This window comes from Stenotrophomonas sp. 2YAF26 (genome assembly GCF_052114625.1).
Taxonomy (GTDB): Bacteria; Pseudomonadota; Gammaproteobacteria; order Xanthomonadales; family Xanthomonadaceae; genus Stenotrophomonas; species Stenotrophomonas indicatrix.
This window is the reverse complement of record NZ_JBFRFC010000009.1, coordinates 35,279-55,888: the sequence shown is the minus strand read 5'-3', so window position 1 is coordinate 55,888 and position 20,610 is coordinate 35,279. Positions and strand designations below refer to the sequence as shown.

Genomic DNA, 20,610 nt, shown 5'->3' with positions numbered 1-20,610 from the left:
TCTGTGCCAACCAAGGTTGGCACCTACCAACGCGCGGGCAGGGCGTTATAGTCCACCCATGGAACCGACCGCGACGCTGGACCGTGACGTGGCCCACCATGCAGCGCTCGATGCGCGCCTGGTCGAGGCCGTAGGAGGCATCCGCCTGCTGGGCCTGACCAGCTGGCCGGCGACACTGCAGGCACCCTTCCTGGACAGCGTGGCCCGTGGCCAGCCGACGCTGCCGGTGGTCGACTACCCGAAGCTGGATTTCAGCGACGAGCGTCGCGCGCTGGCCGCGCTCGCTGCCGAGTGTGACGAGAACCATCCGCTGGGCCATTACGTGCAGCAGTCCGCGCAGAGCTGGGATCTGGCAGCGCAGCTGCTGGAAGGCCTCGGTACCGCGGCCGTGGATGCCTGTTCGATGCAGTTGTTCGGGTCGCCCGAGCAGCCTTTGCCGGGCAACGGACCGAGCACGCGCGATGCGGCGCGCCACTTCATCCAGATTGCCGCCGAACTGGATCACGAACTGCTGGCACCGGAAGAGCAGGTGCCGGTATCGGCGATCGCGTTGCAGCTGCAGCTGCAGAATGACCTCGACGCGTTCTTCGAATCACGCATCATCCAGGTGCAGCTGGACCCGGAGCTGGTTTCCAAGGCGGCTGCCGGACCGACCCGCATCCGCCTGCGCACCAGCGCGCGTTTCAGCGCTTACGATCGCGCGCAGTTGTTCCATCATGAAGCGCTGGTGCATTCGTTGACGGCGTTGAACGGTCGCGCGCAGCCGGTGCTGCCGAGCCTGGCGCTGTCCTCGCCACGGGTGACGGCCACCCAGGAAGGACTGGCGACGTTTGCCGAGCAGATCACCGGCAGCATCGACATCGAGCGCCTGAAGCGCATCAGCCTGCGTACCGAGGCGATCGCGATGGCGCGCGAAGGTGCGGACTTCATCGAGGTGTTCCGCTACTTCTGCGATGCCGGGCAGAACCCGGAAGAGAGCTTCGCCTCGGCGCAGCGGGTATTCCGCGGTGTGCCGCCGAGTGGGGGCCTGGCCTTCACCAAGGACACGGTGTACCTGCGCGGTCTGGTGTCGGTGCATACCTTCTTCCGCCACATGCTGGCCGAGGATCGCCTGCAGGTCTGCCGCTGGTTGTTCGCCGGCAAGATGAGCCTGACCGATGCGATCGCGTTCGCCCCGCTGTTCGAATCGGGTGTGCTGAAGCCACCGCGCTGGCTACCGCACTGGATGAGCCGGGCCAACGGCCTGGCCGGCATGCTGGCGTTCTCGCTGTTCGCCAACCGCATCCGGATGGACCAGCTGGCGCCGGAATGAAATGCGTTGGCGGATCCTCCAGCGCCTGCCTGCTATCGGCTGGGAGGAGGCGGGGCACCCTGGCCAGGACACGCAAAAGCCCCTCCATGGTGCTCGATGGCGCCATCCATGGCGCCAACGGTCCTGGCCAGGGTGCCCCGCCTCCTCCAGACAGTGTCCTGCGAGCGCGGTAGCAGTCTCGCCGAAGGGATTGCGCTTGAAGAGCTTGAAAAGCAAAGCGCCGCGCAATGCCCGGCGCTTTGTTTCTGCTCTGCTTTCCATTGCCACCGCGCCGGCGCGGGAAACTGTCGGGCGAGGTGGGACGGGCCGAGGCAGGACCGTGAGGCGCATGGATGCGCCGACCGAGCCTACAGGGACGTACTTGCGGCGTGTCCTGCCTCGGCCCGTCCCACCTCGCCCCGCTGCGGCATCCCCGCGCCGCAGCGCCCGCTTTCGACTTAGAACTCCGCCGCCACCGTCATGAAGACCTGCCGCGGCGCACTCGCATGGATTGCATACCGCGTGCCCTTCGGATCGGTCGGTGCGAACGAACTCAGCTGGCCCGCATAGCGCTTGTTGGTCAGGTTGGTCGCGTTCAACGACACCCGCACGTTGCGCAGGCCCATGCCCGGGCCGAAGTCGTAGCCGGCGCCGGCATCGAAGGTGGTCACGCCCGGCACCGACTGGTCGTTGGTGTAGGTGTAGTAACGCTTGCCGGTGTACTTGGCGCGCAGGCTGGCGAAGAAGCCATCGCGATTCCAGCTGATCTCGCTGGACGCCATGCGCTGCGGCGTATCCACCGTGATCTTGCCGGCCACCGGCACGATCGCACCGCCCGAGGTGTAGTCATCCTCGTAGGTGGTCTTGTTCCAGGACAGCGCGTTGTACCACTGCAGGCCATCGACCGGCTTGAGGATGAAGGTCAGCTCTGCGCCATGGCTCTTCACCGAACCGACGTTGATGAAGCGCGTCACGCACTCCGGACGCGTGCCTACCTCGATGCTCGAGCACGGGTTCAACGACAGCAGACGGTTGTCGAACTTCACGTTGTAGGCCGCGATCGACGCCTGGTATTTCTCGCCGAAGGTACGGAAACCAGCTTCCAGGCTCTTGGACTTCTCCGGCTCCAGGCCGGCGCTGGCCGCGAACGATTCCGGCGACACCTGCAGCGGGCCACCGCTGCCGCCGCCGACGAAGGCAGCAATGTTCTCGGCGTACGAGGCGAACACTTCATTGTTGGCGTTGAGCTTGAAGCCCACGCCCAGCTGCGGCAGCACCGATTCCTTGGCGGTCAGCGTACCCGAGGCGATGCTGGTTTCCACGCCCGGCTGGGCCTTGGCAGTCATGCGCGTGTTGGGGCTCTTGATGCCCACGTCCACGGTCAGGCGCTGGTCGAGGAAGCGCATGCGGTCCTGCACATAGAACTGGCGGGTACGGATGTCGAAGTCCTGGTTGAACAGGCGACGGTCCGGGTTCTGCAGGTACAGGTCGTCCAGGAACGGGCCGCTGATGTAGTAGAAGTTGCGCGAGACGTTATGGTCGTTCTGTTCGTACCACACACCGGCTTCCAGTTCGTGGATGCCCAGCGTCCACGACAGCGCAGCGGTCACGCCATCGCGGTTGATGGTGTAGTTGGTGCTGCGGATCGAGATCGGCAGCATCCTGTCGGTGCCCGGGTAGGACGGCTGGCCCGGTGCCCACCAGTGGCCCTGGCCACGGTTTTCGTGGTGGTAGCCCAGCAGTTTCAGGCGGCCCTGTTCACCCAGGCGGATGTCGGCGTCGATCGAATACAGGTTGTCGTCGCGCAGCGCACGGCTCTGGTAGTAGGCATCGTCGATGCTGTTGACGCCGCCGCTGAACGCACAGCGTGCCTTGTTGTAGGTGCCCGGTGCGCAGTATGCAGCCGCGACGGCGCGATCCCAGTCCGGTGCATAGATGTTCCAGTCATAACCCAGGCCGCGCGCCAGCATGTCCTTGGACAGGTAGGCGTAGTTGGCCTGGCTGGCGCGCGAGGTGGCGACGAAGGCACCGAAGCGGTTGTCGCCCACGTTCCATACCGCCTTGGCATTGAACTGGCGGGTGGTCTGGTTCTGGTACGGCGCGGCCCACATGTCCTGGTCCTGGTGCACGCCGGACACGTAGGCCGAGAAGCCGTTGATGTCGCCGGTGTCCACCCGCAGGTAGCCGCGGCGCTGGTTGTCATCGCCGACGGTGATGCTGGCGCGGCCGCCGAATTCGGTGGACGGGTCCATCGAGAAGTACTGGATGGTGCCGCCAAGGTTGCTGGTCGAGGCCACGCCCAGCGAGCCGATGCCCTGCGACAGCTCGGCGCCAGCCAGGTTCTCGGCGATCAGTGCACGGGCGATGCTCAGGCCGTTGTAGTTGCCGTAGCTGTTGTCGCCCAGCGGGATGCCGTCCAGCGTGTAACCCAGGCGGCTCTTGTCGAAGCCGCGCAGGCTGATGGTCTGCGATTCTTCATTCGCACCGAAGGCATCGTTGGACTGCACCGACACGCCCGGCAGGCGGTCGAGGATCTTCTGGCCGCTGGTACCCGGCGGCAGCACCTGCTTGTCGACGGTGGTGATGCGCTGCACCTGGCGGGTCTCGCCCTGGCCGATGACCGAGACCGTATCCAGCGTCTGCGCGCTCAGCGCGGTATCGGCGGTGGCGTCGATGGCTTCAGCGGCGTGGGCGCTGGCGGCGGAAAGCGCGATCGCCACGGCGATCGTCAGGTATCGGGTCTGCATGATGGTCCATTGCATGGGGGATGGTCACCGGCCCGGGGGGCGCGGCGCATGGCCACTATGCGAACGGAACATGAAACCTTGTTTACGGAAAACCAACGAACGGCGTCGTGGGAGAAGCCGCGCAGGGCGTGAATCCATCGGGGGAGGGAAGCAGACCCACGCCCTGCGCGGAGAGGGCTAGCCCATGTACAGGCCACCGTTGACCGGATAGTCGGCACCGGTCACGTAGGAGGCTTCATCCGAAGCCAGCCAGGCACACAGGCCGGCCACTTCTTCCGGGCGACCCAGGCGCCGCACCGGTACCGACGCGGCCAGTCGATCCAGCACGTCCGGTGGGAAGCTGCTGATCGCCTGGCTGGCGATGTAGCCCGGCGACAGCGTGTTGACGGTGACCCCGCGCGAGGCGACTTCAGCGGCCAGCGCACGGCTGAAACCGTGCATCGCGGCTTTTGCCGTGGCGTAGTTCACCTGGCCGATCTGGCCCTTGTGGGCGCTGACCGAACCGATGTTGATGATGCGGCCCCAGCCACGCGTGGCCATGCCATCGACCACCTGCTTGGTCAGGTTGAACAGCGAATTGAGATTGGAGGCGATCACTGCATTCCAGTCCTCCACCGTCATCTGCCGGAACAGCAGGTCGCGGCTGCCGCCGGAGTTGTTGACCAGCACGTCCACCTCGCCGACCTCGGCGCGTACCTTGGCGAAGGCCGCCGTGGTCGACGCCCAATCGGTGGCGTTGCCTTCGGAGGCGATGAAATCAAAGCCCTGTTCGCGCTGCTCGCGCAGCCAGTTGGCCTTGCGCGGCGAGTTGGGCGCGCAGCCGGCGACCACGGTATGGCCGGAACGGGCCAGGCTCTGGCAGATGGCAGTGCCGACACTGCCCATCCCGCTGGTGACGTAGGCGATGCGAAGAGTCATTGCAGAACGCTCCTTGGTAAGGAAATCAGGCCGTGAAGGGATAGAGCCCGAACAACAGGCCGCCGATCATCAGCAGCAGCGAAATGGCGATCGCCCACTTCAGGGTGAATTTCTGGTGGTCGGCGAATTCAACCTTGGCCAGCCCCACCAGCAGATAGGTGGAAGGCACCAGCGGGCTGAGCAGGTGCACCGGCTGCCCGGCCAGCGACGCGCGGGCCATTTCCACCGGGGTGATGCCGTAGTTGCCGGCCGCCTCGGACAGGATCGGCAGCACGCCGAAGTAGAACGCGTCGTTGGACATGAAGAAGGTGAACGGCATCGAGGCCACGGCGGTGATCACCGCCAGGTACGGGCCCCAGCTGTCTGGGATGATCGCCAGGAAGCTGTGCGACATCGCCTCGACCATGCCGGTGTTGTTGAGGATGCCGGTGAAGATGCCTGCGGCGAAGATCAGCGCCACCACCGACAACACGCTGCCGGCATGGCTGACCACGCGGCGGCGCTGTTCGGCCAGGTTCGGGTAGTTGATCACCAGTGCGATGGCGAAGCCGATCATGAACAGCACCGGCATCGGCAGCACACCGATGATGAGGGCGCTCATCAAGGCCAGGGTCAGCACCAGGTTCACCCACAGCAGCTTGGGGCGCTTGGTGTCTTCGGCATCTTCCACGGTCGGCAGCGTGTTGCCGTCGTCGGACACGCTGTTGTCCATCCAGCTGCCGCCCTTGGGCAGGGTCACCACGCCCAGGCGACGACGCTCCTTCAGGCCCAGGTACCAGGCCAGCAGCAGCACGCCAGCGCAGGCGATCACCATCGACGGAATCAGTGGCACGAACACATCGGCCGGGTCCACGTGCAGGGCGGTGGCAGCGCGCGCGGTCGGGCCACCCCACGGGGTCAGGTTCATCACGCCACCGGCGAGAATGGTCACGCAGGTCATGTTCAGCGCGTTCATGCCGAGTCGCTGGTACAGCGGCAGCATCGCCGACACGGTGATCATGTAGGTGGTCGAGCCATCGCCGTCGAGCGAGATCAGCATCGCCAGCACGGCGGTACCGAACACGATCTTCATCGGGTCACCCTTGACGAAGCGCAGGATGATCCGCACCAGCGGATCGAACAGGCCCGCATCGATCATCACGCCGAAGTAGAGGATGGCGAACATCAGCATCACGCCGGTCGGCGCGATCTTCTTGATGCCTTCCAGCATCATTTCGTCGATGCCGGCAGCGAAGCCACCGATCAGGGCGAAGATGATGGGAATGGTGATCAGGGCAACGAGTGGCGACAGTCGTTTGCTCATGATCAAGTACATGAACGTAATGACCATGCCAAAGCCGAGGATGCTCAGCATCATCTGCGGACTCCTAGAGGAAACAGGACGTGGGACGTGGAAGGGGGCCGGGAGCGTGCGCGCCCGGGAAGAACGCGTTTAGAAGTCGAACTGCAGGCGTCCGGTGACCGCGCGCGTGCGGTCCACCGTGGTGCCAGCCAAGCGGTCGCGGTTGCGGCTTTCGATCACGTTGAGCATGAAGCGCAGGTTGTCACGCAGGTACCAGTTGCCGCCCAGCGTCCAGCCTTCGGTGCTGCCTCGGCGCAGCTCGGGTTGGCCATCGAGGTGCTGTGCGCCCCACATCTGGTCGTAGCGCAGGGCCACTTCGAAGGCACCGGCCTTGTGGCGGATGTTCTTGACCCGGGCGAAGCGGCCGGTCTTGCGGTCGTAGGCACGGCTCTCGCCGGTGACGAACCAGCTGAGCATGCCGTAGGCGGCCATCACATCACCGCGCTGGGCACCATCATCGAAGGTTGCGCCGCTGAATTCGCCCTGCCATGACAGCGGGCCGCGCACCTGCGCATACTCCAGCGACCACTTGTTGACGTCGGTATCGCGGCCAGCGGAGAAATCGACCAGGGTCAGGCGGCTTTCGTCGGACAGATGCCCGGCCGGACGCGGGCGGATCTTCAGGCCCGGGGTGCCGTTGCCACCCGGGTTGTCGTAGGCCTCCCGGGCCAGCGACAGGCCCAGGTGCAACACGTCGCCCTCGCTGGGGGCCGGTGCCCAGGTGACGCGGCCACCGGCGGCGCGGCCCTTGACCTGCCAGGCATCGATGCTTTCCAGGCTGTACACGCTGGCTGCCCAGGTGAAATCGCCCGGATTGGCCTGCCAGGACGCGCCCAGCCGATACAGCGGCGCCAGCGTGGTGCCGGCGTTGCCGCGCTCCAGGAAGCTGCCGTAGTTGGAACCGGTGCGGTCGTCCAGCGAGAAATACTGCTTGAACTGGCCCACGGTGAGCCGGCCGGCATCGCCGAAGCTGCGGCTCAGGTAGACGTCTTTGGCCTCGACGCGGTCGCCGGAGAAATCGGCTTCCAGCTTGTAGTCGACCACGAAGAACTTGCCGGAAACGTCAACCCAGGCGCGACGGATTTCGGTGTCGTCCTTGTTCGGCGTGCCCCGGTTGTCGTTGTCGAAGGTGGCGAAGTCCAGGTGCAGGCGGCCGCCGACCGTGGCGGTCACCGGACGCTCGTCTTCGGCGAAGGCCGGCGCGGCCAGCGCAGCCAGGGCCATCATGGCGGCAGGACGCCGCCAGGCAATGCTCAATTCCACAAACCCTCCCAGGTGCACGCCAGGCGCGCGGCAATCGTGGGCACCGGACGGTGCGCGGCCGCAGTCTGTGTCGCGCAAGCTGTCATCGTCCTGTCAGCGGTTTGTGCGGTGCAGCGTAAAGGCCGCCGGGCATGGGGCCGACGGGCAGGTCCGGCGCCATGCGGTAGCATTCGCTTCCCCTCCCACTGTTGTGCCCATGCGCCTGCTGCTGGTCGAAGACAACCCGGACCTGGCCGATGCGATCATCCGTCGCATGCGCCGCAGTGGTCACGCGGTGGACTGGCAGGCCGACGGCCTGGCCGCCGCCAGCGTGCTGCGTTACCAGAGTTTTGATCTGGTGGTGCTGGATATCGGCCTGCCAAAACTGGATGGGCTGCGGGTGCTGGCCGGCATGCGCGAGCGTGGTGACAGCACACCGGTGCTGATGCTGACCGCACGCGATGGCATCGAAGATCGCGTGCAGGCACTCGATGTCGGTGCTGACGACTACCTCGGCAAGCCGTTCGACTTCCGTGAATTCGAAGCGCGCTGCCGCGTGCTGCTGCGACGTGCACGCGGGCAAGCCAGCGAAGTGGTGCAGATCGGCGGCTTCCAGTTCGACAACGCTGCGCACCGGGTGACCCTGGATGGCGAGCCGATCGAGCTGCCCAACCGCGAGTATCGCTTGCTGGAGATCCTGGTCGGGCGCTTGGGCCAGGTGGTGGGCAAGGATGAGATCGGCAATGGCCTGTTCGGCTTCGATGACGAAGCCGGGCCGAATGCCATCGAGCTGTACATCGGTCGCCTGCGCAGAAAGCTGGCGGGCGCGCCGCTGCGCATCACCACGGTGCGTGGTGTCGGCTATCTGCTTGAAGCCAGCGACGGCCCGGCCGATGCCGATGGTTGACGCGCGCAGCGCAAGTGCCGCCCCCGGGTCGCTGCGGCGCACCCTGCTGCTGTACCTGGGCGCGTTGCTGGCGGTGTTCGCGGTGGCGCTGCTGTTCGCTGCACGCGACTACGGCCAACGCGCCGCCAACCGCTCCTACGACCATCTGCTGGTGTCTTCGGCCCTGTCGATCGCCGATTCGGTGGCATTGGTCGATGGCCAGTGGCAGGTGGACCTTCCGTATGCCGCGCTGGACCTTCTGGCGATGGCGCCGGAAGACCGCGTGTTCTACCGGATCGCCGACAGCCGCGGCAACCTGATCACCGGCTACGGTGACCTGCCTGCGTCGCCGCGGCGGCCGGGCACGCAACCGCAGTTGTTCGATGCGGCCTACAGCGGTGAAACCGTGCGTTTCGTCGTGGTCGGCCGCAGCTTTGCCGCGGCCTCCGCGCAGGGCGAGGTGCAGGTGCAGGTGGGGCAGACCCGGCGTGCGCGCGAAGCGGTGGCGCAGGAGCTGGTCACCCGCGCGCTGTTGGCCATCGGCGTGCTCTCGGGATTGCTGCTGGCATTGGTGGCATTCGGCGTGCACCGCGCGTTCCGGCCGTTGGTGCGGGTCGAGCGCGAACTGTCACGCCGCGAGCCGTCCGACCTGAAACCGCTGGATGCGCGCGTGCCACGCGAGATGGATCAGATGGTGACGGCGCTGAACCGCTTCATGGAGCGCCTGTCCAGCAGCAATGAAACCCTGCGTGCGTTCATGGCCGAGGCCGCGCACCAGATGCGCACGCCCTTGGCCGCGCTGCGCGCGCAGGCACAGCTGGCGCTGGACGACGACGATCCGGAAGACATGCGGCGCAGCCTGCAGGCGATCGAGCGCAACGCCACCCACATGAGCCGGCTGCTCAACCAGCTGCTCAGCGATGCCAGCGTGATCCATCGGTCACATCTGCAGCGCTTCGCCACCGTGGACCTGGCCGAGACCGTGCACCAGGCCCTGCATGAAGCGCTGCCGCAGGCAGGGCCCGCCCCGCGCGTGCAGCTGGCGATGACGGCCGAGCCGGTGCAGGTGCATGGCGACGCGCTGCTGCTGCGCGAAGCCATCAAGAATCTGGTCGACAACGCGCTGAAGTACGGCGGCGATGGTCCCTTGCAGATCGCGCTGACCGCTGAAGGTGGGCAGGCCGTGCTGACCATCGCCGACCACGGCACCGGCATCGCCGCCGCCGATGCCGAACGCGTGTTCGAGCGTTTCGCACGCGGCGAGGGCGCACCCTCCGGCGGTGCAGGCCTTGGCCTGGCCATCGTCAAGCGGGTGGTCGACAGCCATGGCGGCCAGATCGATCTCAGCAATCGACCGCAGGGTGGCCTGGTCGCCACCATCCGCCTGCCCCGGAGCAGCACATGATCCGCCTGTTCGTCGTTGTTGTTGCCCTGTTGCTGGCGGTGCCGGTCCTCGCCGCGCCTGGCGATGTACGCCGCTTCCCCGCCCAGGGCGCCGCCACCGCACAGCTGCGCATCCACGGCACTACCGATATCGAGGTCTTCGCCGAGGTCATCGCCGACTACCAGCGGCTGCATCCGGGCAGCGAGGTGGTGTACGAAGACATCATCACCCAGGACCTGTACGCGCGTTACCTGCGCGACCGCAGCGGGCCTGCGTCGCCGGACCTGCTGATCTCCAGCGGCATGGACCTGCAGACCAAGCTGGTCAACGACGGCCACGCGTTGCCACACCGCTCGCTGCAGACCCAGGCGCTGCCAGCGTGGGCGCAATGGCGTGGCGAGGCATTCGGCATCAGCTACGAACCGGTGGTGATGGTCTACAACACCGGCAGGCTGCCGGCGGCGAAAGCGCCGCACACGCGTCGACAGCTGCTGGACCTGCTGCGCGCGGAGGGGGCGCCGTTGCGCGGCAAGGTTGGCACCTACGATATCGAACGCAGCAGCGTGGGCTACCTGCTGGCGACCCAGGACGCCCAGCGCGGCAGCATCGCCGGCGCGTTGCTCGGTGCGCTGGGCGACAACGCGGTGGTGCGCGAGGAGCGTACCGGGGTGCTGCTGGACCAGGTGGCCAGCGGCCAGTTGTCGCTGGTCTACAACGTGCTGGGCTCGTATGCGCAGGCGCGTATCGATGCGGGCGCACCGCTGGCCATCGTCGAGCCGGAAGACTACACGCTGGTGGTACTGCGTACGGCGGTGATTCCGCGTACCGGCGCGCACCCGCAGGAAGCGCGGCGTTTCCTCGACTACCTGCTGTCGCCGCGCGGCCAGCAGGTGCTCGCGCGGGAAGCGCGGCTGATGCCGATCGTGCGCAGCGATGCAGGCGGCGGGGATGCCCCTGGCCGCAGCCGTCGCCCGATCCAGCTCGGCCCCGGCCTGCTGGTCTACCTGGATGCACTCAAGCGCCGCCAGTTCCTGGATGCATGGCGCAGCAGCGTGGAGCCGGCGGGGCGGTAGCGCCCGTACTGGTGCTCCGGTAGCGCCGGGCCATGCCCGGCGGAGGCAGTTTGCTGCCCGTACAATGGCCGCATGAGCGAATACACCATCCTGATCGCCGATGACCATCCGCTGCTGCGTTCGGCGGTGGTGCAGTCGTTGCGGCAGAGTCTGCCGCTGGCGCAGGTGCGCGAGGTCGCCAGCGCCGAAGCACTGGCCACTTCGCTGGACGCACAGCCCGATGTGGATCTGGTGCTGCTGGACCTGACCATGCCGGGCGCACATGGATTCTCCGCGCTACTGCACGTGCGCGGTTCGCACCCGGACATTCCGGTGGTGATTCTGTCCTCCAACGACCACCCGCGGGTGATCCGCCGCGCGCAGCAGTTCGGCGCGGCGGGTTTCATTCCCAAGTCCGCGCCTGCCGAAACCATCGGTGAAGCGGTGGCGGCGGTGCTCGACGGTGGCCTGTGGTTTCCGGCGATGGCGGCCGAGCGTTCCGAGGCCGACGCGTTGCTGGCCAGCCGCCTGGCGCAGCTGACGCCGCAGCAGTTCCGGGTGCTGCTGTGCCTGGCCGACGGGCTGCTCAACAAGCAGATTGCCTACACGCTGGGCCTGGCCGAGAACACGGTGAAGGTGCATGTCACCGCGATCCTGAAGAAGCTCGAATGCCACAGCCGCACGCAGGCGGCAGTGCTGGTGAAGGCGCTGGAGCCGGAAGGCGACGCAGGCATCGGGTTGTAGTTCCAGCCAACGGCGTAGCCCCTCGTGGGTGTTGGTTGGTCGCGGAGAGCAAAAGCCGTGGTGGGTCGGTCGGGTTGGATTCGCGGGGGACGCCGTGAATCCGTCCCTGGAGGCTTGGCCGCCGCATCCATGCGGCTGACACCCCCGCGAACCCAACCCGACCGACCTCTGACAGATTCCGGTGGTCTGCCACCCACGGAGAAGAAAAAGAAGATCAAAAGCAAAAGCGGCTTGGTCGGCCGCATTGCCTCCTGTAGAGCCGAGCCACGCTCGGCTTGTGAGCAAGCGCAGCGCTGCGACCCGCTTTTGATCCTCTTTTTCTTCTCCGTGGGTGGGGAACACCCGGAACCTGTCAGCGGCCGGGTGGGTGGGTAGTGCGGGGTGTCCGCGGCATGGATGCCGCGGCCAAGCCCCCATGGACGGGTTCACGGCGTCCCCGCAGTACCCACCCACCCGGCCAGCCCTCAGTAACCCGGCTTTCCGCGATCAACCAACACCCACGAGGGGCTGCGCCGTTGGCTGGAAATCACCCGCGATGGCGGATCAGCAACTGACTCATCAACGCCCGTAGCGCCGGCGGCTTCACCGGCTTGGCCATCATCCCCCAGCCGCGCTCAGCGGCCATCTCGCGCAGCCCGGCATCGCGCTCGGCGGTGACCAGCACCACCGGCGGCCGCGCCTGCCAAAGCTCCGCCAGCGTCTCGTACAACACTGGGCCGTGGTGATCGCCCATGCGTACATCCAGCAGCACAAGTTCCGGAACCGCGCCCGCACTGGCCAACTGCAGCGCCGCCTGTGGGCCATCGGCCAGCACCACCTCGCAGCCCCATCGTTCCAGCAGCGCGCGGCTGGCCGCACACACGTGCGGATCGTCGTCGATCACCCACACCCGACGCCCACGCAGCGGATTGTCTGCAGCCGGCTCCTGCACAACGACGGGCGCGGGTGCAGTGGCCGGAATGGCGCTGGCCTCGCCAAACGGAACACCCACCGCGAACACGCTGCCCTGGCCAAGCTGCGAGCGCAGCGCGATGGGATGACCGAGCAGGCGACCGATGCGATCCACGATTGCCAGGCCCAGTCCAGCGCCACGCTGCTGGCCATCGTGCAGGCGCCGGAACTCCTCGAATATCTCGCCCTGCAGGGCATCGGGAATGCCCGGACCCTGGTCGTGTACTTCGATCCACAGCAGGCCATCGCGGCGCCGGCAGCCGAGCAGCACGCGGCCGCGTTCGCTGTAGCGCACGGCATTGGACAGGAAATTCTGCAGGATGCGGCGCAGAAGTGCTTCATCGCTGACCACTACCGCATCGGTATCTACCCAGTCCACGCGCAGACCGCGCGCCTGCGCGCCAATGCCGGATTCGCGTGCCAGCGCCTGCAGCAATGGCCCCAGGCGGAAGGCCTGCACGCGCGTGGGCAGGCTGCCTGACTCCAGCCGGGCGATGTCCAGCAGGCTGTTGAGGATCGCGTCCTGTGCAGCCAAGGCGGCGTCGATGTGGTCGCTGGTCTGTTGCTGTTCGGGGTCGGTGAGCTTGCCGCGCAGCACCGACACGAACATGCGCGCGGCATTCAGCGGCTGCAGCAGGTCGTGCACGGCCGAGGCGACGAAGCGGGTCTTGTAACGGTTGGCCTGCTCGGCTTCGCGGCGGGCTTCGTCCAGATCCTGGGTGCGTTCGGCCACGCGGTGTTCCAGCGCATCGGCCAGCGAACGCAATTCGCGCGCGGCGTTCTTGTAGCTGGTGATGTCGGCATAGCTGGTGACGAAGCCGCCATCGGGCAACGGGTTGCCGCGGATCTCCAGCACCGTGCCGTCGTCCTTCTCGCTCTCGCGCATGTGCGGGCGGCCACTGCGCAGGTGGGTCAGGCGGCGTTCGATGGCCTCGTCGATCGGGCCGGGCCCCAACAGGCCGCGACGTGCGTTGAAGCGGAACAGTTCCTCGATCGGACGGCCCACCCGCACCAGCCCCGCCGGGAAGCGGAACAGCTCCAGATAGCGCGAATTCCACGCGACCAGACGCTGTTCCTTGTCGATCACCACCACGCCCTGCGGCAGATGTTCGAGGCTGCGGCTCAAGCCAACGTCGGCATCGGTCGCGGCTTCCAGCAAGCCGTCCTGGGCGGTCCGCAGTTCCTGTGCATGCTGCTTGAGCAGGGTTTCCAGTTCACGCCGGCTGCGCTGGCGGTGCTTGGACAGGCGACGCCGTTGCTGCACGAACAGCAGCAGGAAACCCAGCGCCAGCCAAGCGGCGGCGCCGGCCACTGCCGCGCCGCGGCCGGCGCTGGTGGCCGCGCTGGCGTCGTGCAGCAGGTGCAGGCTCCAGTCTTCGTCGGGCAGCGCCAGGGTCTGCCACAGCATCGCCTGCGGCAGTGCCGGGTCGAGCAGGCGCACCATGCGGCCGCCATCGGCCAGCACATCTTCGGTGCGCACGCGCAGCGGCTGCAGCGAGCGGTCGGCATACTGCCGCGCCGCGCGCATCTCGTTGCGTTCCTCCGTGCCGAGCGGGCGCAGCAGGCGGTAGCGCCAGGCATCGCGGTTGGCCAGGAACACCACGTCGTGGTTGTCGCTGGTCAGCACCACGTCCGGGCTGTTCAACCATTCCTGTTCCAGTGCCGACAGCTCGATCTTGATCACGATCACGCCGATGCGCTGGCTGTCGGCATCGAGGATGGCCTCGGACATGAAGTAGCCGGGCACGCCGGTGGTCATGCCGATGCCGTAGAAGCGACCACGGCCATGGGCCAGCGCTTGCTGGTAGTAGGGGCGGTAGCTGTAATCCTCGCCGACGTTGCTGGTCGGCTGGTCCCAGTTGCTGGCGGCCACGGCCACGCCATCGCGACCGACCAGGGTCAGTGTCGAGGTGCGGGTGACCTGGTTGGCGCGCTGCAGTTTGAGGTTCAGGCGTTGCCGCTCGGCGGGCGAGGGCGGCACCTGCAGTGCTTGCAGCAGGTCCGGATCCAGCGCCATCACCTGCGGCAGGGTGCCGAACCGGTCGATGCGCTGTTGCAGTCCCTGGCCATACAGCTGCAGCTGGCGCTGCACCTGCGCGCTTTCGGTGCCCAGCGCGCGACGCCAGGCATAGTGGCCTGCGGCGGCCGCGCACAGCACGGTGCCGGCCACCATCACCAGAACGGTCAGCAACTGCAGGCGGTGTCGGCTGAGCCAGTACATGGCGGCAGTCTACGCAGGGCCGGCGGGCGTGGCATGCACGCCCGCCGGGATCTGACACGTGGAAGGGATCAGAAGTGCATCTGCGCGCGAAGTTCGAAGATCTCCGGGGTGCTGCGCACACCGCGACGGCTGGCGTCGACCTTCACGTAGTTGGCCTGGAACTTGAAGTGGCTGGTCAGGTACCAGTTGGCGCCCAGGGTCAGGTCGTGCTGGCGGCCACCGAGGATGCTGCCGTCGTCCAGGTCCAGGCGGCTGTAGCGGGCCACCAGTTCCACCGCACCGTAGTCGTGCGCCGGCTTGATGTTGGCAACGGCGCCGGCGTTGTACGGGCGCGATTCGCCGGTCAGCACCCAGCTGGCCATCGCGTACTGGCCGTGGCCGGTGTAGTCGGGCTTGCCATCATTGCGGGTGACGGTGGCCTGCAGCGCTTCGGCCTGCAGCGAGAACGGACCGCGGATCCAGATACCTTCCAGGCCGGTGCGGCGGATCTGGTCGGCGGTGACCAAGGCCCCCGAATCGACCAGACGGATATCGGTCAGGCCGGCTTCCGGACGGGCCCGCAGGCGCGCGCTGGCTTCGTGGTGCACGTCGCGGCCATCGTGGTAACCGCGCGGATTTTCCTGCGAATAGGCCAGGCCCAGGTGGATCACGTCGCCCGGTGCCTTCACCGGCGTCCACACCGCGCGCACCGCCTGGGTGGTGCCGGGGTTGTCGCCCTGCAGGTCCTTGCCGCCATAGGCGCCGGCCTGCAGCAGGTATTGCGGACGCTCCAGCACCCATTCCACGCCGGTGCGGCGGCCTGCGTAGAACGCCTGCACGGGCAGCGCGGTTTCCAGGAAGCTGCCGGCGCGCGAGGAGGTGTTGGCATCCAGGCCGACCGGGGTCTTCATGTAGCCGAAGCGGAAGCGGCCGACATCGCGGCCGAAGAACGCCTTGCTCTCGAAGCGCACGAACACGTCCAGCCAGGTATCGGCCTGGAAGTCGTAGTAGACCATTGCATCGTACACGCCCTTCTTTTTCAGGGTCGCGCCGAATTCCTTGCGGCGCACCGCGTCGTCATCCTCGATGCCGCTGGCGGACGTGAAGTCGTTGTAGTCGTAGGCGATGTTGGCGGTGGCGGCCAGTTCCGTGCCGTCGCCGAAGGCGTATTTGGTCGGCCAGTTGTCGAAATCGGCAGCCGAAGCGAAGGCGGGAAGCGCCGCCAGGGAAAGGGCGAGCAAGGTGGGAATCGGGCGCATGATGGTGCGGCTCTCTCAGATTGCGTGTGGACAGGACAACAACGGCCGCAATGGCCGGAACTTTCGCAATGACGCGCCCGGCCGTTCAGGTCGGGCCACCGGCATCCCCGCGATCAGCGGTGCGGCGCCAGTGTAGGCAGCGCAGCCACCTGAACCGGGGGGCTAGTACCAATAGGTTATCTGCGTGGCGGTGCGTGGCGCGTACAAAGGCGTCCATTGGTCGCACCCCGCGGCTGTAATCAAGGGGCGTGCGGTCAGTTTCCACGGTAACGGTTCCCGTGCACTTCCGGGGCCGTACGTGCCTGAAAACGCCCCTTCCGGAGTCCGCCATGCACATCCCGACCGCTGCGCCGATGCCCAGCAAGCCGTTGCCGCTCTACCGCCAGCTGTACTTCCAGGTGATCGTGGCGATCGTCCTGGGTGCTGTCCTCGGCCATTACGAGCCGCTGATCGGCGAGAAGATGAAGCCGCTCGGCGATGCCTTCATCAACCTGGTGAAGATGATCATCGCCCCGGTGATCTTCCTGACCATCGTCACCGGCATCGCCGGCATGACCCACCTGCGCACGGTGGGCCGGGTGTTCGCCAAGGCGATGGCGTATTTCCTGTTCTTCTCCACGCTGGCGCTGATCGTCGGCATGATCGTGGCGCACGTGGTGCAGCCCGGCGCCGGCATGAACATCAACCCGGCCGAGCTGGACCAGACCGCGGTGCACAGCTATGTCGAGAAGTCGCACGACCTGACCCTGGTCGGCTTCCTGATGGACATCATTCCGAAGACGCTGATCAGCGCCTTCGTTGACGGCAACATCCTGCAGGTGCTGTTCGTGGCGGTGCTGTTCGGCATCGCGCTGGCCTCGGTGGGCGAGAAGGGCAAGCCGATCCAGAATTTCCTGGAAGCGCTGGTCGCGCCGGTGTTCAAGCTGGTGCACATCCTGATGAAGGCTGCGCCGATCGGTGCCTTCGGTGCCATCGCCTTCACCATCGGCAAGTACGGCGTCGGCTCGCTGGTCAACCTGGCCTGGCTGGTCGGCTCGTTCTACCTCACCGCGTTCCTGTTCGTTGCGGTGATCCTGGGCGTGGTCTGCCGTCTGTGTGGCTTCTCGGTGTTCAAGCTGGCCCGTTACCTGAAGGCCGAGCTGCTGCTGGTGCTGGGCACCTCGTCGTCGGAGTCGGCGCTGCCGTCGCTGATGGAGAAGATGGAACGTGCCGGCTGCAGCAAGTCGGTGGTCGGCCTGGTGGTCCCCACCGGTTACTCGTTCAACCTGGACGGCACCAATATCTACATGACCCTGGCCGCGCTGTTCATCGCCCAGGCCACCAACACCGAGCTGACCCTGGGCCACCAGATCGCGCTGTTGCTGGTGGCGATGCTCAGCTCCAAGGGCGCTGCCGGCGTCACCGGTGCCGGCTTCATCACCCTGGCCGCCACCCTGGCGGTGGTGCCGGAAGTGCCGGTGGCCGGCATGGCGCTGATCCTGGGCGTGGACCGCTTCATGAGCGAGTGCCGCTCGCTGACCAACTTCATCGGCAACGCGGTGGCCACGGTGGTGGTCTCGCGCTGGGAAGGTGCGCTGGACCGCGACCGCCTGAAGCTGGCGCTGGATGGTCGCGAAAGCGAACTGCCGCCGCCGGTCGATGCCGTGCCGCTGGCGATGACCGAGGCGCTGCCCGCCAAGGGCTGATCCGGGTGTGTGGTACTGCGGGGCCGGTCACGACAGTGGCACGGCCCCGCAGCGTTTCAAGGCGTCCCACGGCTGTCATCGCCAGCGCCGAAGCTGTGCTCTGGTAACGTCGCATACGCCATGGAATTGTGCGGTCGCAGCATCACTGCGACAGCATAGCGACAGGTCCGACCGCTCCAACGGGGGTATGATCCCCTGTCCCTTCTGCCCATTCATGTAACCCACATCGATGTCCAACGAAGATTTCAAACAGGCCGCCCTCGATTACCACCGGATGTCTCCGCCCGGCAAGATCAAGGTTTCCGCTACCAAGCCCATGCTGACCCAGCGCGACCTGTCGCTGGCGTATTCGCCGGGCGTGGCGTACGCCTGTGAAGCGATCAAGGCCGATCCGCAGCAGGCCAGCGAGCTGACCGCCCGCGGCAACCTGGTGGCGGTGATCTCCAACGGCACCGCGGTGCTGGGCCTGGGCAACATTGGCGCGCTGGCCGGCAAGCCGGTGATGGAAGGCAAGGGCGTGCTGTTCCAGAAGTTCGCCGGCATCGATGTGTTCGACATCGAAGTGGACGAGAACGACCCGGACAAGCTGGTCGACATCATCGCCTCGCTGGAGCCGACCTTCGGCGGCATCAACCTGGAAGACATCAAGGCACCGGAGTGCTTCATCGTCGAGCGCAAGCTGCGCGAGCGCATGAAGATCCCGGTGTTCCATGACGACCAGCACGGCACGGCGATCATCGTCGGTGCTGCGGTGCTGAACGCCATGGCGATCACCGGCAAGAAGATCGAAGAAGTGAAGCTGGCGACCACGGGCATGGGCGCGGCCGGCATTTCCTGCGTGAACATGCTGGTGCAGCTGGGCCTTAAGCCGGAGAACATCCTGGCCTTCGACCGCGAAGGCGTGATCCACACCGGCCGTACCGACCTGGACCCGGAAAAGCTGCGCTATGCGCGCGACACCGACAAGCGCACCCTGGCCGAGATCGTCGATGGCGCGGACATCTTCCTGGGCCTGTCGGCGCCGGGCATCCTGACCGCCGAGATGGTCAAGACGATGGCACCGGACCCGGTGATCTTCGCCCTGGCCAACCCGACCCCGGAAATCATGCCGGAACTGGTGCGCGCCGCGCGTCCGGACGCGATCATCGGTACCGGCCGTTCGGACTACCCGAACCAGGTCAACAACGTGCTGTGCTTCCCGTACCTGTTCCGCGGTGCGCTGGACGTCGGTGCGACCGCGATCAACGAGGAAATGAAGATCGCCTGCGTGCGCGCGATCGCCGCGCTGGCCCGCCGCGCCGCCACCGACATGGGCTCTGCCTATGGCGGTGAGACCCCCAGCTTCGGCCGCGAATACCTGATCCCGCGTCCGTTCGACCGCCGCCTGCTGGTGGAACTGTCGGCCGCCGTGGCCCAGGCCGCGATGGATTCGGGCGTGGCCGCCCGTCCGATCGCCGACATGGAAGCCTACCGGCAGAAGCTGTCGCAGTTCGTCTACCGCACCAGCCTGATGATGAAGCCGGTCTACGACCGCGCGCGCAGCGACAAGCAGCGCGTGGTGTATGCCGAAGGCGAAGAAGAAGTGGTGCTGCAGGCGGTGCAGAACGTGGTCGACGACGGCCTGGCACATCCGATCCTGATCGGCCGCCCGGAAGTGATCGAATCGCGCATCGAGCGCCTCGGCCTGCGCCTGAAGATCGGCGAGAACATTGAAGTCACCAACATCAATGACGACCCGCGCTTCAACGAATACTGGCAGTACTACCACGGCCTGACCGGCCGTCGTGGCGTCACCGTGGCCGCCGCCAAGAACCTGATGCGTTCGCGCCCGACCCTGATCGCTGCGGTGATGGTGGCCCGTGGCGAAGCCGATGCGATGCTGACCGGCATCGTCGGCCGCTTCCACAAGAAGCTGGGCTACGTGCGCAGCGTGCTGCCGCTGGAATCGAAGGTCACCTCGACCTCGGCGATGACCGGCGTGATCAACCAGCAGGGTGTGTTCTTCTTCGTGGATACCCACGTGCAGGAAGACCCGACCGCAGAGCAGCTGTGCGAAGCGACCCTGCAGGCCGCGTATCGCATGAAGCTGTTCGGCGTCGAACCGAAGGTGGCACTGCTGTCGCACTCCAACTTCGGCAGCCACGATTCGAAGGATGCGCTGAAGATGCGCCAGGTGCGCGAGCTGCTGCTCAAGCGCAACCCGCGTCTGAACGTGGACGGCGAAATGCAGGGCGACACCGCATGGGATGAAGCCCTGCGCCAAAAGCTGCTGCCGGGCTCGACCCTGCAGGGCCGTGCCAACCTGTTCGTGCTGCCGAACCTGGAAGCGGCCAACATCGCCTACAACCTGGTGCGCGTGTTCACCGATGGCGTGGCGATCGGTCCGATCCTGATGGGCGTCAACAAGCCGGTGCACATCCTGACCACCAGCGCGACCTCGCGCCGGATCCTGAACATGACCGCCATCGCCGCGGTCGATGCGCAGATCCGCAAGCAGATCGAAGCGGAAAAGAAGGTATAAGCCTTCGTTCCGATGCGATCTGCAGAAACGCGCCCCACGGGGCGCGTTTCTGTTTTCGCAACGCGGAAACGGTAGTGCCGGCCGCTGGCCGGCAACCGCCATCATGTCCAGGTACACCGCGACAGCCAGCCAGCGGCCGGCTCTACCCGCAGGCGCCTGCCACACCCGCTACGCCGCCCGGTAATCGCCCTGCAACCTCGCTGCGGCCCAATACGCCTACGCGGCCTGGCCGTGGGAAGGGACCGGACCGGCCTTCCCACCCTGGGCCCGACCAACTTTCCATGGGCGGAGCAGTGTCATGCGCAGTCGAGTGAGCAAGCGGTACTTCCAGCAGCTGTTCGCGCTGTACGCCGGCTTCGTGCAGTCGCGTTGAAGGCCGGGGCATCGC

The 20,610-nt window shown here is 66.6% G+C and carries 13 protein-coding genes; 7 read left to right on the top strand and 6 right to left on the bottom strand.

Features of this window, described 5'->3' with window-relative positions:
- Positions 1 to 58: 58 nt before the first annotated feature.
- Complete coding sequence (locus AB4Y98_RS11415; RefSeq protein WP_088100922.1) at positions 59 to 1,312, top strand: flavohemoglobin expression-modulating QEGLA motif protein; 1,254 nt, start codon at positions 59 to 61, stop codon at positions 1,310 to 1,312.
- A 437-nt stretch (positions 1,313 to 1,749) separates the two neighbouring features.
- On the opposite strand, the gene AB4Y98_RS11410 is transcribed toward AB4Y98_RS11415, so the two are convergent.
- The 4 genes from AB4Y98_RS11410 to AB4Y98_RS11395 all read right to left on the bottom strand — a co-directional run bounded on the left by AB4Y98_RS11410 (position 1,750) and on the right by AB4Y98_RS11395 (position 7,525).
- Positions 1,750 to 4,038 carry a TonB-dependent receptor gene (locus AB4Y98_RS11410; protein ID WP_442244379.1) on the bottom strand — a complete coding sequence of 763 codons (2,289 nt, stop codon included), beginning with the start codon at positions 4,036 to 4,038 and terminating at the stop codon, positions 1,750 to 1,752.
- 177 nt (positions 4,039 to 4,215) lie between these two features.
- Positions 4,216 to 4,956, bottom strand: a complete 741-nt coding sequence (phbB, locus tag AB4Y98_RS11405) for an acetoacetyl-CoA reductase (RefSeq protein ID WP_025874115.1) — start codon at positions 4,954 to 4,956, stop codon at positions 4,216 to 4,218.
- Positions 4,957 to 4,981: 25 nt separating this feature from the next.
- A complete protein-coding gene (locus tag AB4Y98_RS11400) occupies positions 4,982 to 6,310 on the bottom strand; it encodes a CitMHS family transporter (protein ID WP_442244418.1) in 1,329 nt (442 codons plus the stop codon).
- 78 nt (positions 6,311 to 6,388) lie between these two features.
- On the bottom strand, positions 6,389 to 7,525 hold the full coding sequence (locus AB4Y98_RS11395) for an OprO/OprP family phosphate-selective porin (RefSeq protein WP_442244417.1): 1,137 nt from the start codon (positions 7,523 to 7,525) through the stop codon (positions 6,389 to 6,391).
- Between the two features lie 232 nt (positions 7,526 to 7,757).
- Here AB4Y98_RS11395 and AB4Y98_RS11390 point away from each other — a divergent pair, with 232 nt between their 5' ends.
- From AB4Y98_RS11390 to AB4Y98_RS11375, 4 genes are all read left to right on the top strand, one after another.
- Entirely contained in the window at positions 7,758 to 8,447 is a 690-nt protein-coding gene (locus AB4Y98_RS11390) for a response regulator transcription factor (protein WP_025874118.1), read from the top strand.
- A complete protein-coding gene (locus AB4Y98_RS11385) occupies positions 8,440 to 9,831 on the top strand; it encodes a sensor histidine kinase N-terminal domain-containing protein (RefSeq protein WP_442244416.1) in 1,392 nt (463 codons plus the stop codon). Before AB4Y98_RS11390 ends, AB4Y98_RS11385 begins: the two co-directional genes overlap by 8 nt.
- A complete protein-coding gene (locus tag AB4Y98_RS11380) occupies positions 9,828 to 10,883 on the top strand; it encodes an ABC transporter substrate-binding protein (RefSeq protein WP_442244378.1) in 1,056 nt (351 codons plus the stop codon). The genes AB4Y98_RS11385 and AB4Y98_RS11380 overlap by 4 nt, the downstream gene beginning before the upstream one ends.
- A gap of 72 nt (positions 10,884 to 10,955) precedes the next feature.
- Positions 10,956 to 11,606, top strand: a complete 651-nt coding sequence (locus AB4Y98_RS11375) for a response regulator (RefSeq protein WP_394198298.1) — start codon at positions 10,956 to 10,958, stop codon at positions 11,604 to 11,606.
- Positions 11,607 to 12,132: 526 nt separating this feature from the next.
- Here AB4Y98_RS11375 and AB4Y98_RS11370 read toward each other — a convergent pair.
- Both AB4Y98_RS11370 and AB4Y98_RS11365 read right to left on the bottom strand, forming a co-directional pair.
- Positions 12,133 to 14,778: a hybrid sensor histidine kinase/response regulator gene (locus AB4Y98_RS11370; protein WP_442244377.1), complete on the bottom strand. Its 2,646-nt coding sequence runs from the start codon at positions 14,776 to 14,778 to the stop codon at positions 12,133 to 12,135.
- A gap of 68 nt (positions 14,779 to 14,846) precedes the next feature.
- The gene (locus tag AB4Y98_RS11365; protein WP_442244376.1) at positions 14,847 to 16,016 is read right to left on the bottom strand and encodes an OprO/OprP family phosphate-selective porin; all 1,170 of its coding nucleotides are present in this window, start codon (positions 16,014 to 16,016) and stop codon (positions 14,847 to 14,849) included.
- 329 nt (positions 16,017 to 16,345) lie between these two features.
- Here AB4Y98_RS11365 and AB4Y98_RS11360 point away from each other — a divergent pair, with 329 nt between their 5' ends.
- Complete coding sequence (locus AB4Y98_RS11360; protein ID WP_312787127.1) at positions 16,346 to 17,701, top strand: dicarboxylate/amino acid:cation symporter; 1,356 nt, start codon at positions 16,346 to 16,348, stop codon at positions 17,699 to 17,701.
- A 229-nt stretch (positions 17,702 to 17,930) separates the two neighbouring features.
- Positions 17,931 to 20,222: an NADP-dependent malic enzyme gene (locus AB4Y98_RS11355; RefSeq protein WP_442244375.1), complete on the top strand. Its 2,292-nt coding sequence runs from the start codon at positions 17,931 to 17,933 to the stop codon at positions 20,220 to 20,222.
- The last annotated feature ends 388 nt before the right edge of the window (positions 20,223 to 20,610 follow it).

Bases quoted from the DNA above. Each gene is read 5' to 3' on its own strand.
- AB4Y98_RS11380 (WP_442244378.1), top strand. From the start codon at position 9,828: ATGATCCGCCTGTTCGTCGTTGTTGTTGCCCTGTTGCTGGCGGTGCCG.
- AB4Y98_RS11360 (WP_312787127.1), top strand. From the start codon at position 16,346: ATGCACATCCCGACCGCTGCGCCGATGCCCAGCAAGCCGTTGCCGCTC.
- AB4Y98_RS11385 (WP_442244416.1), top strand. From the start codon at position 8,440: ATGGTTGACGCGCGCAGCGCAAGTGCCGCCCCCGGGTCGCTGCGGCGC.
- AB4Y98_RS11400 (WP_442244418.1), bottom strand. From the start codon at position 6,310: ATGCTGAGCATCCTCGGCTTTGGCATGGTCATTACGTTCATGTACTTG.
- phbB (WP_025874115.1), bottom strand. From the start codon at position 4,956: ATGACTCTTCGCATCGCCTACGTCACCAGCGGGATGGGCAGTGTCGGC.
- AB4Y98_RS11355 (WP_442244375.1), top strand. From the start codon at position 17,931: ATGTCCAACGAAGATTTCAAACAGGCCGCCCTCGATTACCACCGGATG.
- AB4Y98_RS11395 (WP_442244417.1), bottom strand. From the start codon at position 7,525: ATGATGGCCCTGGCTGCGCTGGCCGCGCCGGCCTTCGCCGAAGACGAG.
- AB4Y98_RS11365 (WP_442244376.1), bottom strand. From the start codon at position 16,016: ATGCGCCCGATTCCCACCTTGCTCGCCCTTTCCCTGGCGGCGCTTCCC.
- AB4Y98_RS11415 (WP_088100922.1), top strand. From the start codon at position 59: ATGGAACCGACCGCGACGCTGGACCGTGACGTGGCCCACCATGCAGCG.
- AB4Y98_RS11390 (WP_025874118.1), top strand. From the start codon at position 7,758: ATGCGCCTGCTGCTGGTCGAAGACAACCCGGACCTGGCCGATGCGATC.
- AB4Y98_RS11370 (WP_442244377.1), bottom strand. From the start codon at position 14,778: ATGTACTGGCTCAGCCGACACCGCCTGCAGTTGCTGACCGTTCTGGTG.
- AB4Y98_RS11375 (WP_394198298.1), top strand. From the start codon at position 10,956: ATGAGCGAATACACCATCCTGATCGCCGATGACCATCCGCTGCTGCGT.
- AB4Y98_RS11410 (WP_442244379.1), bottom strand. From the start codon at position 4,038: ATGCAGACCCGATACCTGACGATCGCCGTGGCGATCGCGCTTTCCGCC.